Origin of the sequence: Mucilaginibacter sp. UYCu711 (assembly GCF_050433825.1) — a bacterium.
Taxonomy (GTDB): Bacteria; Bacteroidota; Bacteroidia; order Sphingobacteriales; family Sphingobacteriaceae; genus Mucilaginibacter.
In genome coordinates, this window is the sequence record NZ_JBNPWM010000004.1 from 105,761 (window position 1) to 120,596 (window position 14,836).

The window sequence follows — 14,836 nt, forward strand, 5'->3', positions numbered from 1 at the left end:
CTTTTTCAAATGCAATATAATTGCTTTTTATTTCAGTCAGATTATGGCTATAAATGGGTTTAGTTTAATATTCCTGTTATTGTGTGGACTTAAACAGGGGATTTTATTCCATGAGACTTATTCCAGTCGAAAAAAGTCATTAGAAACTCAAAAGCGGTTTATTTTATCCTGCATAATATCTTGTATAAGTTTATTTCCGCTAACATTAGCCATAAATTATAATGGGGCGTCTATCCCATATACACCATTGTTGTATATATCAATCGCGGGATTCTTTACAGTTGTCTCTTTCCTTATTGCGCTATTTTCAATGGTGGTTAAGCTTGGCTACATAATAGGTAAAACAGTATATGCAATTGATGGGTTTTACTCCAAATTCAAGATCGTAATTTACCCGTTACTGGCAATCTTATTGGTCTATCCCGTTGAATTCTACCTGAATCCTTGGCTAGATCAGTTAACTGAAAGTCAAGCGATGGTTTGGGAAGCCAAGAAAAGCTGGGAGCTGGCCTTCGCTTTCGATAGCGGGTTATTGTTTTTTATGATGCTTTGGTGGGTTGGGATCAATAATTTTGTTAGAGTAAAAACAAGAACGACCGCGAGAAATATTCTTGACTTTTGGTACTCCCTGTCCGCCTTCGGTGTTTTAGGATATGAAGCTGCTATCGTGATTACCAGGGCCAAACAAGCTGAAAAAGGTAGCATGGAACGGATAGTTGCCTGGTCTGTCTTCCTCCTGATGTCTATGGTAATTTTGTATACTTTGGTAAAAGTAAAAAAGAAAGAAGTTACTTAGGTGTCTTCTTTTTGTTGCATTTCGGGCAGGTGCCAGTGGCATAAACAGTGACGCCGTCTGTCGTAAATCCCTGCGGTACCTCTAGCTTTGGCAAATGCATATCATCTAAACAATACACATTCTTACATTCTACACAATTAAAATGCAGGTGCTCATCATGATGATGGTTTTCTTCGCAGTTTGAAGCGCAAAGCGCATAATTAGCCGTGCCGTTTAGATCGAAAACCTTATGAATAATGCCTTTTTCCTCGAAAGCGGTTAATATGCGGTACAAAGTCACCCGGTCGACATCACTCATGACTTCCTCCAGATCCGGCTGGGAAGTCGCAGAGGTTTTGGAAGACATCATCGAAAGTACACGAAGCCTTGGCGCGGTCTTTTTTAGCTGATGTTTATTCAGCAATTCTTCAAAATCAAAATTCTTTTTGGTCTGTGCCATGAGCAGCTTTAACAATTACTAGTGACAAATTTAATAAGAAATAAGCAATTTTAAATCAATGCTGTGTAAAATGAGTTGCCATGAATAAAACAATAAAGGTGGTCTATCAAAAATTTTACAAGTTAAAAGCAATTTTGCTGTAAATTTAATTGCATCTTTGTTGCGTTGACATAATGATTTGGTAATGCAGTACTGCACCTATACAATTTTTTTCTTGCTCGCCAGCACATTTATGCAGGCTCAAACCAAAACTGTTTCCACTAAGGTGGTGATCAATGGAACATTAATGGATGCTGCCAATCCCATGCTATTGACTGGGGCTAAAATTTCAGATAACGGTATGGGCAGAAAGATTTCTGATAACAAAGGGCAATACGTGCTAAATCTTTCTCTTAATATGGCCAGGGTAGGATGTTTCACCTGGACCTGCAATATATTAAACCTGTCGCTCATCTTATCCCCAGGGCGCGCCCCGCCATGTTCATGATATTTTCTTTTCAGAAACCTTTATAATATAACTATCCTTTGACTTTTTCTCACCTATTTAAAAATTTACAATGAAGCTAAATTTAATTTATTGCTTGGTAGCATTCTCTAGTTTGTTTTCCCAAGCCGCAGCAACTAAAGCTGCAAACTACAGACGTAATGATGAAATCGCAGGCGAATTAACCGGTACGGTTACCGACAAATCCGATGGCAAAGCATTACCGGGTGTAACTGTTTATATCGCTGATCTCAAGAGAGGGGCAGCAACCGATGCGAAAGGGAAATATGTCTTCAACCGCATCCCTAAAGGTGTATATCTCGTACAATTTAGTTTTATAGGCTATGGCTCAATTACGCGGACAGTTGACTTTACAAAAACATCGGTGCTCGATGTTCAACTACAATTTTCCTCAATTGAAGCCGGTGAAGTGGTAATTACAGGGGTAAGTAGGGCCACCGAAGTGAAAAGAAGCCCGATACCTATAGTCGCCGTTAGTAAGGCTTTTATTGATCAACGCGCCGCCGCTGGTAACGTCATCGATATGATTGCCAATATTCCAGGCATTAATGCGGTGACTACAGGACCGAATGTGTCGAAACCCTTTATACATGGTTTAGGTTATAATCGTGTTGTTACCTTACAAGATGGTATCCGACAAGAGGGCCAGCAATGGGGTGATGAGCATGGCATCGAAGTGGATCAGAACTCTATCGACCGAATAGAAATAATCAAAGGCCCGGCAAGTTTATCCTACGGTTCTGACGCAATCGGCGGGGTGGTTAATTTAATCTCTCCTGTGTCGCCACCAGAAGGTAGTATTTTGGGGTCTGTCTCGCAAACCTATGGTACCAATAATGGATTATTCAATACATCTTTAAGATTATACGGCAATCAAAATGGATTGGTATATGGCGCGATATTATCCGCCAAAGAAGCCAAGGACTATCATAACCAGCACGATGGACGGGTTTACAATACCGCTTTCCGGGAAAAAGATGCGCGGGTAATGCTAGGAGTAAATAAATCATGGGGCTATTCGTATTTTAACGCTACTTTATTCGATGATTTACAAGAGATCCCGGATGGAAGTCGCGATTCGGTGACCCGGCAATTCACTAAACAGATTAGCGATGCGGATAATTATCGTCCGACTGTTACAAATTCAGAACTTAATTCCTACTCAATTTCTCCTAATCATCAGCATGTACAGCTTTACAGGATTTATAATAATAGCAACTTCAATATTGGCGACGGCAACTTAATTGTGAACCTCGGCTATCAATACAGCCACCGCAGGGAATTCACTCACCCTACCCAACCTTTGGAACCAGGTTTAAACTTGCAACTGAATTCATATACCTACGATGTTAAATATAATTTCAACATCGCCAACGGCTATGAAACATCTGTAGGTCTAAATGGGTTTTATCAAAACAATTCATTAGGTGAGGGTACTGCATTTCCTATCCCAGCCTACCACCAATTTGACCTTGGGCCTTTCGCTATCATTAAAAAAAGTTTTGGAAAGTTGGATCTATCCACCGGTGTACGGTATGATCACCGCTCGTTTACAGGTCAGAGCGCTAACCTTGATACCACTACAGCTTATTATCCGAAATTATTTACAGGCAACAATCCAACCACCGCGCCAAACGTTGTGCCGCAATTTGCCGCTTTAAATAAAAGCTTTGCCGGTTTTTCAGGAAGTTTCGGTGGAACCTATAATTTCTCGAATGAATTTTTATTAAAAGCCAACATCTCCCGTGGTTTTCGCGCCCCAAGTATTGCTGAATTATCAGCGAACGGCCCAGACCCGGGTTCACAGATCTATCACGTAGGCAATAGTAATTTCAAGCCTGAATTTAGTTTACAAGAAGATATAGGCGCATTCTTGACACTACCCTTCCTGTCAGCGAGTGTTGAAGTGTTTAATAACAGCATACAAAATTATATCTTCCAGCAACAGGTACTGGATGCCAGCGGGGCACCGGTAGTTAATCAAGGATACAACGAATTTACCTATGTACAAAGCAAGGCCAAAATTTACGGCGGTGAATTTTACCTCGATGTGCATCCGGTAAACTGGCTTCATTTTGCCAATTCACTATCTCTGACCTATGGAGAAAACCAAGGTTTAAATGGAAAAGGCGTTGCGGATAGCTTGAAGTATTTGCCCTTTATTCCGCCATTGCATACTCATTCTGAATTGAAAGCCAACTTCAAAAATGGCGTCGGATGTTTTCGCAACTTGTACGCAATGGTAGGTTTTGACCACTATAATGCTCAAAATCGGTTTTTCGGTGCCTACGGGACCGAGACTTCGACAGCAGGCTATAATTTGCTAAGTGCTGGAATCGGCGGTAATTTTGTTGATAAAAATGGTAAGGAAAAGCTTAAAATATTTATTGAGGGAACTAATCTGAATAATGAAGTATATCAATCACACTTAAGTAGGTTGAAATATTTTGACCCGAACGTTACGGCCAATGTAACAAGGCCAGGCATATTTAATATGGGTAGGAACATTAGCTTTAAATTAATTATTCCTATTGATTTTTCGCCACATGCAAAGCCGACATCGGGCTCTTAAAAAAAAGCCGTCTCATATGTTAAAATGGGACGGCTTTTTTTAGGTCTATTATACAACGCAGCGATAGGAGCTAAAGTTTAAAATAAAAAAACAAGCAAATTCAAGCACAAACAGTCACCGTTAATCAAAATCCCAACTATATCATGAAAAAAATCTTTACTTTATTAAGCTTTATCTTTGTGATCAACACTGGTTCGTATGCACAACGAAGCGGAGGGGATAATTATGTCAGGGAGCATTTTACCAAGCAGGAAGTTTACATCATCATGCGCGATGGCACGAAGCTGTTCACCGCCATTTATACCCCGATAGACGCCACTGCTAATAAAAAATACCCGATGCTGATGCAGCGTACTTGTTATAGTGTCGCGCCTTATGGTCCGGATAGATACCCCGGCCGCTTGGGCCCGTCTGAAATCATGATGCACGACGGCTATATTTTTGTTTATCAGGATGTACGGGGCCGCTGGAAAAGCGAAGGCACCTGGACCAATATGACACCTGAGCTTGATGAGCATAAAACAAAAAAAAATATAGATGAGTCAACGGATACTTATGATACCATTGACTGGCTGGTAAAGAACGTGAATAATAACAATGGTCGAATAGGTCAGTATGGCACCTCTTACCCTGGTTTTTATACCGCGGCAGGCATCCTTTCCAATCACCCTGCGTTAAAAGCTTCGTCGCCGCAAGCACCCATTTCAGATTTCTTTTTCGATGATTTTCATCATAACGGTGCTTTTTTGGAAAGCTACATTTTTACTTTTCCAACTTTTGGTGTTCAAAAAAAAGATACCACAAGCAAAGCCTGGTATAATGACCCGGCTATCAACATTAAGCCTACCAGTCGGGATGGCTATCAGTTTTTGCTGGATCAAGGCCCGTTAACAAATTTTAATCAATGGTATAAGGATAACTTTTTTTACCAGGAAACACTCAATCATCCTAACTATGATGCATTCTGGCAAGCACGTTCTTTGCCTAAACACTTTAAAAAGGTAACTCCGGCCGTAATGCTGGTTGGCGGCTGGTATGATGCCGAGGACCTGACCGGTCCGCTGGCTATTCATCGCGCTATTGAAAAATCCGACCCTAATGCTTACAATACCATCGTGATGGGACCGTTCGGTCACGGCCGCTGGGGCCGCGAGACCGGACATACGCTGCACAGCAACGTTTACTTCGGCGACAGTATTGCTACTTTTTATCAGAAAAATATTGAGGCTAAATTCTTCCACCATTTTCTGAAAGGTTCAGGCGATAAAAATTCAGGCTTGCCGAATGCTTATATGTACAATACTGGCAGTAAGAAATGGCAAACCTTTGACAAGTGGCCATCACTGGCAGCAAAGCATCAGAAATTATATTTAGGTATTAATGGAAAATTAAGTTTTTCACGCCTATCAAAAGCGTCATCCGCCTCATTTATCAGCGATCCGGCTAAACCGGTGCCTTACACGGAAGATAATACCACAACCGAGGGTTTCACCCCGCACAATTATATGAGCGAGGATCAGCGTTTTGCGGGCCGCCGTACCGACGTATTGGTATTCCAAAGTGATGTACTTAAAGATGATATGACTTTAGGTGGCGAAATTATAAGTCACTTAAAGGTAGCAACCACCGGTTCCGATGCCGATTGGATCGTCAAGTTGATCGACGTTTATCCAGGCGATGAACCGAATCATCTTTATATGCCGCATAACAATATTATTTTGGCTAACTACTGGCAAATGGTGCGTTCGGAAATTATGCCGGGCCGTTTCCGAAACAGTTTTGAAAAACCGGAAGCTTTTATTCCAGGTAAAAAAACAGACGTAAATTTTAGACTACAGGATGTCCTGCATACTTTTAAAAAGGGTCATCGTATCATGATCCAGATCCAGAGCACGGCATTCCCGTTATGGGCCCGTAATCCTCAAAAATTTGTTGCAAATCCTTATAAAGCCGGCGCCGGCGATTATATCAAGGCCAAGCATACCGTTTACAGTGATAGCTATATCGATGTCCAGGTATTGAATAATTAATTGCAATGTTAAAAAGAAGATGGCTTCAGACATTAAGTATATTATTTTGATCAATACCCTGAAAATAGTGTTGCTTTTGGTCGCTTCCCCGGTTATCTGCTTGGGTCAATTGCTGCAACAAAAAGCGGCATACTCCCGCGCCGATTCTTTAAGGGGTAGCTTGAGCTCGCCGTTAAGAACTTGCTATGACATTAATTTTTATCACCTGGATGTGCGGTTTGATATTGATAAGAAGATGATCAGCGGCAGTAACCTGTTTAAGTTCACCGCAACTAAAGATTTTCGAAAACTTCAGTTCGATCTTTTTTCCAATTTGACAATTGAACGGGTGCGTTACAAAGGGCTGAATCTTTCTTATCGCCGGGAATTCAACGCGGTATTTGTGACTTTTCCTAAAACGATCTTAAAAGACTCAAAAGATGAATTTACAGTATTTTATTCAGGCAAACCGACTATCGCCAAACATGCACCCTGGGACGGCGGCGTTGTGTTTGCTATGGATTCTTTAGGCAAGCCCTGGGTTGCCACAGCGTGTCAAGGCATCGGCGCCAGTATTTGGTGGCCGAATAAGGATCAGCAGGACGACGAAGTTGATAGTGCGTTGATCAGCATCAGTGTACCTGATCAGCTTAAAGATGTTTCTAATGGTCGTTTAAGAAAAGTAATACCGTTAAATGACGGTTATACCCGTTTTGACTGGTTCGTTGCCAATCCGATCAATAATTATGATATTGAAGCCAACATAGGGGATTATACCCATTTCAATGATAGCTATAACGGTGAAAAAGGTCTGTTGTCTTTGGATTATTGGGTGCTTTCCTATAATGAAGATAAAGCCAGAAAGCAATTCGGCAATAACGTTAAACCAATGCTCACTGCCTTCGAGCATTGGTTTGGACCATACCCTTTTTACGAAGATGGCTATAAATTGATTGAAACGCCACACTTAGGGATGGAACATCAAAGCGGCACCGCTTATGGGAATAAATACCGTAATGGCTATTTGGGTCGTGACCTCTCGGGTACGGGCCGAGGTTTGACCTGGGACTTTATCATCATTCATGAAAGCGGTCATGAATGGTTTGGCAACAGTATAACGGCCAAAGACATTGCAGATATGTGGATACATGAGAGCTTCACTAATTATTCGGAGTCTCTTTTTATTGAAAATACGATAGGTAAACTTGCCGGCCAGGAATACGTGCACGGCAGCCGTAGGTCGATCCTGAACGATGAGCCCATCATAGGCCCTTATGGAGTAAATAAAGAAGGTTCAGGTGATATGTATGCAAAAGGAAGTGCCATATTGAATATGATCAGAACGATCATAAATGATGACGAGAAATGGCGGAGTATTTTAAAGGGGCTGAACTCTAAATTTTATCACCGGACAGTTGTTTCGAAAGAGATTACTAATTATATCAACGAACAATCCGGTATTAATTTCGATCCCGTGTTCGACCAATATTTAAAACATAGCGGCATCCCCACGCTGGAATTTAGATTTGAAAATGGCCGCACGTGGTGCAGGTGGATCGCAGACGTCGCCGGTTTTAACATGCAGGTTCGCATCAGAACCAAAGGCAGACCTTATATCCTTATTTCCCCAACTACTACTTTCCGCCCGGTCGATGTTTCCGGGTTAAATAAGGAAAACCTGGAGGTGGATACTTTCAATTATTATATTGGTGTGCTGATCGAATGATAAAGCTAATCCATAGAAAACACAAGATCATAAACGCTGTTGCTCTTCAATCTGGTGCGTCTTTTCCCGGGTTAATGTGCCGCCGATATGATAAATCAATGTTAGTCCAATGCGTCGGCTGTCTGGCGTATTTTTGTAAGAATAGTTAGCTGTATCGCTGATCGAATAACCCCAGAACCAGCCCGTATGAAAAAGATCGGCAAATGTAACCCGGGCATCGAGTTTCTTGTTTAAGAATGTTTTCTTGACGCCGCCATCCATAGTGAAATAATAGCGTTCAACATACACCCCATTTAATTCCGGAGAAGTATAGCGTGTCATGACTTCAAACACGGTGGCTCCCGGCAAGCGTATAGTTTGATCTGCAAAGAGATCAATAGTCGATTTATTGACATTTTTATATCCTGACAACTGTTGAAGCGGGTAAGCGGTATAGCTGTAAGTGGCCGTCGTATTCACTTCCCAAAAAGGGGACAATTGAAAAGGCACAATGACCTGTACTTCCAAACGGTCGCGGTGAGTATAATTGGCTGTACTGGTAATCAGGATGCTTGTAACAGGATCTATGACGGCGCTTTTCCCGATAAAGTTATTAAACCGGTTATAACTCAGACTAGCTATATATTTATCTTTGAAGGTATAGGACAATGCAGTTATCCAAGCCTTTTCGGCAATCAGATTAGGATTGCCCTGGTAAATACTGTATTTGTCAGCAAAATAGCGCACAGGATTCAGATTGCTGTAATTCGGCCGGTTGATACGGCGGCTTAGCGCGAGATCAAGCCGGTTATCTTTATCCAATTGCTGGGTGTATGACAAGGACGGAAATAGGTCGGTGTAAATTCTTTTATTCTCCGCCCCGGTGTTAATAGAGTTGGCGTCAGCGTAAGTATATTCCAGGCGCAGACCAGCATCAATACTCGAAGATTTCCATTGTTCGCCTGCTGAAAAGTAAGCTGCTGCGATCTGTTCCTTATAAACAAAATGATCACTTAAGGACGGGGCGTAACTATAGACATTATTTTTTAGTGAATCGTATCTGAAGTTGTTGTTGATAGTTACAGCGGCATATTTTAGCCCTGCTTTAATTTTGATGGTTTTAAAAGGAAGGTTAAGGTCGGTTTTTATCGACCGGATATCAATGTTGCTGGGTTGATGAAAATTGAGCTGTTGATAAGGCTCAAGAGCGGTGCCGTCAGCCGCAAATGCGTTACTGCTCAGGTAGCCGTCTGAATTATTCCGATAGGAAATATAGTCGGCATCCGCAGCAAGACTTTTGCCGGCCGTATCAATCATTAATTTGTAGTTCAGGTTATAGATGTTGTTATAATAGGGTTCTTTGGCAAAGTTATGGCTTTGTAGCACAGTAACTAATGCACCATTTGCGGAGCGGATATTGGACTGTCCCTGTGCATCTTTTGACCAGTCATCGGTCGAGCCGTTAAAAACAAAACCCAATTGTTGGTTTTTATTTAAGTAAATGTCCAATCCGGCCTTGTAGGTATAATAATAGCTGAGATGCGGATCATTCCCGTCTCTTTCCAAAATCCGTGTAACCCCGTTGTTTATCGCCTCCTCGCGACTCCTCTCTTCGGAATAAGAATGGCGATAACTATAGCCCAGGTTCCCAAAAAAATTAAATTTCCGGGTCTTTATGTTCCCAGTGATACTTTCCGAATGGAGCAGATAACGGCCGACTGTAGTTCCTGCGCTTACATTCGAGGCATAACCCTCTTTATTACTTTTTCGGGTAACAATGTTTATGATCCCGGCATTTCCCGCCGCATCATATTGCACGGATGGTGCTGCAATAACCTCTATCCGGTTGATCTGTTCCGCGCCCATACCCTTGAGCATATTGTTCATTTGCTGGGCTGTTAGGTACGTCATTTTGCCATCCAGCATAACATTGACTGAATTCGATCCTTTTAATAACAGATTTCCACTCTGATCTACATTAATTCCTGGCGCCCGTCGGAGCAGGTCAAAGGCACTTAAGCCACTGGCAGCTGCACTTTGTTCAATATTGTAGATCAATCTACCATTCCTCATTTCTACATTTTGTTTGACAGCGTTGACGACGACCCCCTGCAAAGCGGTTGTAGCTTTTGCGATTATTATCGGCCTTAAAACGACTGGCTTGCCACTGACTTTAAACTCGTCTGATATTCGAGGTGAAAAACCTACAAAAGTTGCCCTGATGTGATAACGGCCGGGACTTACCGACATAAATTTAAATTCCCCGGCGAGGTTGCTGGTTTTACTGACGATTAAAGAAGTGTCGGACATATTAATTAGTTGTATCGAAGCACCCAAAATCGGCTGCTGACGCTCATCGGCCACCTTGCCGATGACAGCCGTAGGGTTACTTTGGGCATGGGTATTTAAATGTAAGAACAGCAATAACGGAATAATTGCCCAGTTTTTACTGAAAGACCGGGCTAAGCGAAATATGAATAGATCTTTTAATAACATATTAGGTAGCAGAATGAATTCTCGTAATCGTTTATCTTCTTCCAGTTATTACTCTTTGCCTGACGAAAGCTTTCCGCCGATATGATAGGTCGGGGAGAAGTTAATTAAGTTTCACTTTTAGTTGACAAAACCTCTAAGAGCTTACTGGATTTTTTAGCAATACATAATCGTCACATTATCAAACGCGGAGATTTAAACGCTCATAACGGAATCTATGGGGGCGTCTCCATAAAGTTTTTCAATTGCTAAATAGGTTCAAATTAAATTTCATGATCGATCTGGTTGCTTATCGGATAGGGTGAAATGGTATTTCTAACAGGTGTCGAATAGCCGCCCTTGAAGTAATAATCTATTCTTCCCAAATTAATGCCCGCCCAGCCAACCTGATTGATCGTCGTGATTCCGCCATCTAAGTTTTTAACATCTTCCGGTTTACTCATAAATGTATGGGTATGTCCGCCAATGATCAGATCGATATTGCGGGTATTTTTCGCCAGTATCTGATCGGAAACTTTATTTTCCCTATAGGAATAACCCAGGTGAGAAAGGCATATCACCAGTTCGCAACCCAGTTCTTTTTTTAATAAAGCCGCTGTTTCGTTTGCCTTTTGCACAGGGTCGAGATACCTGGTTTCGAGGTAATTCTTCACCTCTACCAATCCGGCGAGTTCGATTCCAAGCCCAAACACGCCAACTTTAATGCCGTCTTTGCTAAAGATCTTATAGTTCTGCGTCGATTTATGCATGATAGTATCTGAAAGGTCATAATTACTAATTAGGATAGGAAAGTTTGCATTAGGCAACTGCTTGTAAAACCCTTCTATACCGTTATCAAAATCATGATTGCCCATGGTGGCAGCATCGTAAGCCATATCACTCATCAATTTCATTTCCACCTCACCTCCAAAGAGGTTAAAATAGGGTGTGCCCTGGAAAATATCACCCGCGTCCAGCAATAATAGATTCGATTCCTTTGCCCGGATATTTTTGATTAGCGCAGCCCGCCTGGCTACACCGCCCATACCCTGGTTCCGGCCGCCGTCCATTGGGAACGGCTCCACTCGACTATGAACATCATTTGTGTGCAGTATCGTTAATTTTTTAAGTTCGCCATTCGCAAACGCAGTTGCCGGTACCCCCCACAAAGCTAAAGAGGCGGCAGCGATGCCCCCTGTTCGTATAAAACCGCGGCGGTTAATTTTTTGTAATTCTTCCATCTAATTCAGCATTTATAGATTTGCCTGAAGCTGTTGTATTTTTGATGTAATTAATAAGTGCGTCCCTGACCTTCAGCCCCAGCACTTTCTTCGCCAGGGGATGGCCAAAACCTTTACTGTTATCCCCACCACTCGCGATATAGTCAGAGGTAAGGACATAGTAAGCTTTAGATGCATTGAAAGGTTGGCCGTTGATCAAAACCTCCTGCGGTCTCCCTTCCGAGATCTTCAACCGAATGCCTGCCACTGGCTGTCCGCCGCTAGCAGCAATGTAATTTATTAATGTCCCGACATCAGCTCCGCTAAGCTGTGTAACGATGAGTTCATTCTCAAATGGCATGAGTTCAAAAACATCAGAAAGGTGAATGTCTCCCTTGGGCAAATTATTGCGGAGACCACCTTTAGTGGAGGGAATACTAAAGTCTATACTTGGGTCGATCTTTTTACCCTCCGTCAATACAGCATCTGAAAAAAAGTTACCCAGCAATGTTTCCGGGAGATCGTAGCTTTTGGTCAATTCCTGCGTAGTATGACCGATCACGCCATTCATTTGTAAATCCAGCTGCTTTTTATAGGGCGCGTAGGTTTTGATGATACCGGAGTCTATCTTTAAATTACTATCGATCGGATATTCGCTCCGATTAGACCTGACCAGTGTATAATGTGACCGGCAAGCTGTCAGCGTCATTATGCCGGCGATCAACAGTAAATAACAGCGCTTTAAGATCAATTGATTTATACCCACCAAATAACTTTTCATTTTTTATGAATATCAAGTTCATCGATCAGATTGTTTCCATGGCCGAGCACGTCTATACACCAGAGCACGTAACGTATATCAACACAAATCGTCCTTTTATACTTTTTGTCAAAAGCAATGTCACCGCTCATGGCTTCCCAGTTGCCGTCAAATGCCAGTCCAATCAGCTCGCCGTTGCCATTAATTACGGGGGAACCCGAGTTGCCACCGGTAATGTCATTATTGGTGATAAAGTCAACCGGAACTGTTCCATCCACCCCATACTGTCCAAATATTTTATGTTGATAGGCGTCTAATAATGATGGGGGAAGATCAAACTCGCTGTCCTTGGCTTTGTATTTTTCGATCACACCATCCAGGGTTGTTTGGATCTTATACTCCACACCGTCTTTAGGTGCATAATCCTGCACATTACCATAACTGATTCGCATGGTAGAGTTGGCGTCAGGGTACATCAATTTGCCTTCGTTTTTTTCCAGTAATGCCTTTTCATAGAGATGATCCAGCGCTATTTTTTGTGTTTCAAAATCGCTGAGCTTGGAGCCAAAGACGTTCCTTACGTAATTCTGAGGATTAATATTGGATGCATACTGATAAGCCGGATCTTTAGCCAGGTCAGCCAACGATGGATTATTCATAAATTCCTTCAGGCGGGCGGGCTGAATAAGCCGGCTATTGGCCCATAAGTAATCGGCGTAATTACTGAATGATACTTCCGGCGTAGTTCCTTTATATTTAAGAAGAATATCTTCTAAAAATTGCGGATGCTGGCTTCGCGGAACATCTTGGTAGAAAGCCGCCAGAATTTGTGCAAATATTTTCTTATCGGCCGTTTCATTATAAGTAGCTACATACTTCGAGTTTGTTTCTTCCTGGCCTTTTCGGATTGCGGCCACTTTTTCCTGATTGTCCGCCTGGGCGCTTATGGCCGCTAATGAACGGTTTAAGAGCAGGGTGGTAATTACAAAACCGGGAGCAAGCAATCCTTCATTAATATAGGTGCGGTGGATCGCATAAGGTTCATAGGCCGTGTAGATGTCATGATATTTTTGCATCAACCCCATATATTCCGGTTTATCAGCGGCCCAGCGTGAAAATTCAGCTTCTTCGGCTTGTTTTTGGGTATCGATCCTCAAATGTTTTAATTGGTCCGTCTGCCCGATAAAATATTTCCAGTAGTTCGCGATCTGCGCATATTCTGAAGATAATTTGAGACGGGTATCCACACTCTTATTCATCTCTTCTTTCCACGCTCTCAGCCGGATATCACGTAATTTTACGATAATAGGGTTTGTTTCTTCGGTGGCCAGCCTAATGCCGTTTGAGGTCAGAAAGCGGTCAGTGCGGCCAGGATAGCCATATACCATCGCGAAATCACCGTTTTTAATGCCTTTGATCGAAATAGGTAGGAATTTTTTAGGACTGAGGGGCACATTGTCTGTTGTGTAATCTGCCGGTTTCCCATCTTTACCGGAATAGATCCTAAAGATCGAGAAGTCACCGGTATGACGGGGCCATTCCCAATTATCCGTGTCTCCGCCGAATTTTCCGATGGATTGCGGAGGGGCACCTACTAACCGTATATCCGTATATTTCTCATATATATATAAGAAATACTGATTGCCTTTGTAAAAGTCATTAACCGAGCCGTGATAGTTCGTTCCTTTTGTCGCGTTATTAATGAGCTGTTGGCTGATCTGCTGAAGTTTTGATCCCTTGTCGGCATCACTGGTATTTTTCAAAGCAGTGGTGACCTGCGGCGTAATATCTTCCATTCGGACAAGAAAATCAACAAAAAGGCCTGGTATAAGCTTTTCTTCGCTATAAGACCTTGCGTAAAATCCGTTGTCCAAAATGTCGTTCTGTGGTGTTGAATTCGCCGCAATGGCTTCATAGCCACAATGGTGATTAGTAAACAGCAAGCCGTGTCCGGAAACTACCTCAGCAGTACAGAATCCACCCCCCATAGAAACAATGGCATCTTTGATACTCGCTTTATTAATATTATAAAGATCAGCAGGCGTCAGCTTAAATCCCTGTTTTTTCATTTGGTCATAATTTTTTCCGATCAGCATCGGTATCCACATGCCTTCGTCTGCCTTTACCTGGCTGACAAAGGTCAGCAGCAGGAGGATCGCTAAGCGGAATGCTCTGCTATATTTATTGGTCATATTGCTATTTGATTGAAATGATTTCACAATTTTTTTCTGTTTAAATAAACCCGGTACTACGAGAAAGCTACTCGTCATTGAAAATTAAAATTAGCATTTAAATTATTATTAAATGCAATTTGGTTGCTTTTAATTTATTTTCTCATATTTGCCGGATAACTAAAGG

General features: G+C 42.1%; 9 protein-coding genes. 4 read left to right on the top strand and 5 right to left on the bottom strand.

Annotated features, from left to right (window positions below; translation table 11 throughout):
* Nucleotides 1-43 precede the first annotated feature (43 nt).
* A complete protein-coding gene (locus tag ABIB50_RS09875; protein ID WP_429379429.1) occupies nucleotides 44-796 on the top strand; it encodes a hypothetical protein in 753 nt (250 codons plus the stop codon).
* Here the strand turns inward: ABIB50_RS09875 and ABIB50_RS09880 are convergent.
* On the bottom strand, nucleotides 789-1,235 hold the full coding sequence (locus ABIB50_RS09880; protein ID WP_429379431.1) for a Fur family transcriptional regulator: 447 nt from the start codon (nucleotides 1,233-1,235) through the stop codon (nucleotides 789-791). The two genes, ABIB50_RS09875 and ABIB50_RS09880, sit on opposite strands and share 8 nt — an antisense overlap.
* 557 nt (nucleotides 1,236-1,792) lie before the next feature.
* Here ABIB50_RS09880 and ABIB50_RS09885 point away from each other — a divergent pair.
* The 3 genes from ABIB50_RS09885 (at nucleotide 1,793) to ABIB50_RS09895 (ending at nucleotide 8,047) form a co-directional block, all read left to right on the top strand.
* Complete coding sequence (locus ABIB50_RS09885; protein ID WP_429379433.1) at nucleotides 1,793-4,312, top strand: TonB-dependent receptor; 2,520 nt, start codon at nucleotides 1,793-1,795, stop codon at nucleotides 4,310-4,312.
* 143 nt (nucleotides 4,313-4,455) lie between these two features.
* The gene (locus ABIB50_RS09890) at nucleotides 4,456-6,342 is read left to right on the top strand and encodes a CocE/NonD family hydrolase (protein WP_429379435.1); all 1,887 of its coding nucleotides are present in this window, start codon (nucleotides 4,456-4,458) and stop codon (nucleotides 6,340-6,342) included.
* 19 nt (nucleotides 6,343-6,361) lie between these two features.
* Complete coding sequence (locus tag ABIB50_RS09895) at nucleotides 6,362-8,047, top strand: M1 family metallopeptidase (RefSeq protein WP_429379437.1); 1,686 nt, start codon at nucleotides 6,362-6,364, stop codon at nucleotides 8,045-8,047.
* Between the two features lie 27 nt (nucleotides 8,048-8,074).
* On the opposite strand, the gene ABIB50_RS09900 is transcribed toward ABIB50_RS09895, so the two are convergent.
* The 4 genes from ABIB50_RS09900 to ABIB50_RS09915 all read right to left on the bottom strand — a co-directional run bounded on the left by ABIB50_RS09900 (nucleotide 8,075) and on the right by ABIB50_RS09915 (nucleotide 14,670).
* The gene (locus ABIB50_RS09900; protein WP_429379438.1) at nucleotides 8,075-10,522 is read right to left on the bottom strand and encodes an outer membrane beta-barrel protein; all 2,448 of its coding nucleotides are present in this window, start codon (nucleotides 10,520-10,522) and stop codon (nucleotides 8,075-8,077) included.
* A 260-nt stretch (nucleotides 10,523-10,782) separates the two neighbouring features.
* Nucleotides 10,783-11,739: a bifunctional metallophosphatase/5'-nucleotidase gene (locus tag ABIB50_RS09905; protein ID WP_429379440.1), complete on the bottom strand. Its 957-nt coding sequence runs from the start codon at nucleotides 11,737-11,739 to the stop codon at nucleotides 10,783-10,785.
* Nucleotides 11,717-12,499 (bottom strand): 5'-nucleotidase C-terminal domain-containing protein, encoded by a 783-nt coding sequence (locus tag ABIB50_RS09910; protein ID WP_429379442.1) that lies wholly within the window; start codon nucleotides 12,497-12,499, stop codon nucleotides 11,717-11,719. The genes ABIB50_RS09905 and ABIB50_RS09910 overlap by 23 nt, the downstream gene beginning before the upstream one ends.
* On the bottom strand, nucleotides 12,496-14,670 hold the full coding sequence (locus tag ABIB50_RS09915; RefSeq protein ID WP_429379444.1) for a S46 family peptidase: 2,175 nt from the start codon (nucleotides 14,668-14,670) through the stop codon (nucleotides 12,496-12,498). Before ABIB50_RS09915 ends, ABIB50_RS09910 begins: the two co-directional genes overlap by 4 nt.
* Between the last annotated feature and the right edge of the window lie 166 nt (nucleotides 14,671-14,836).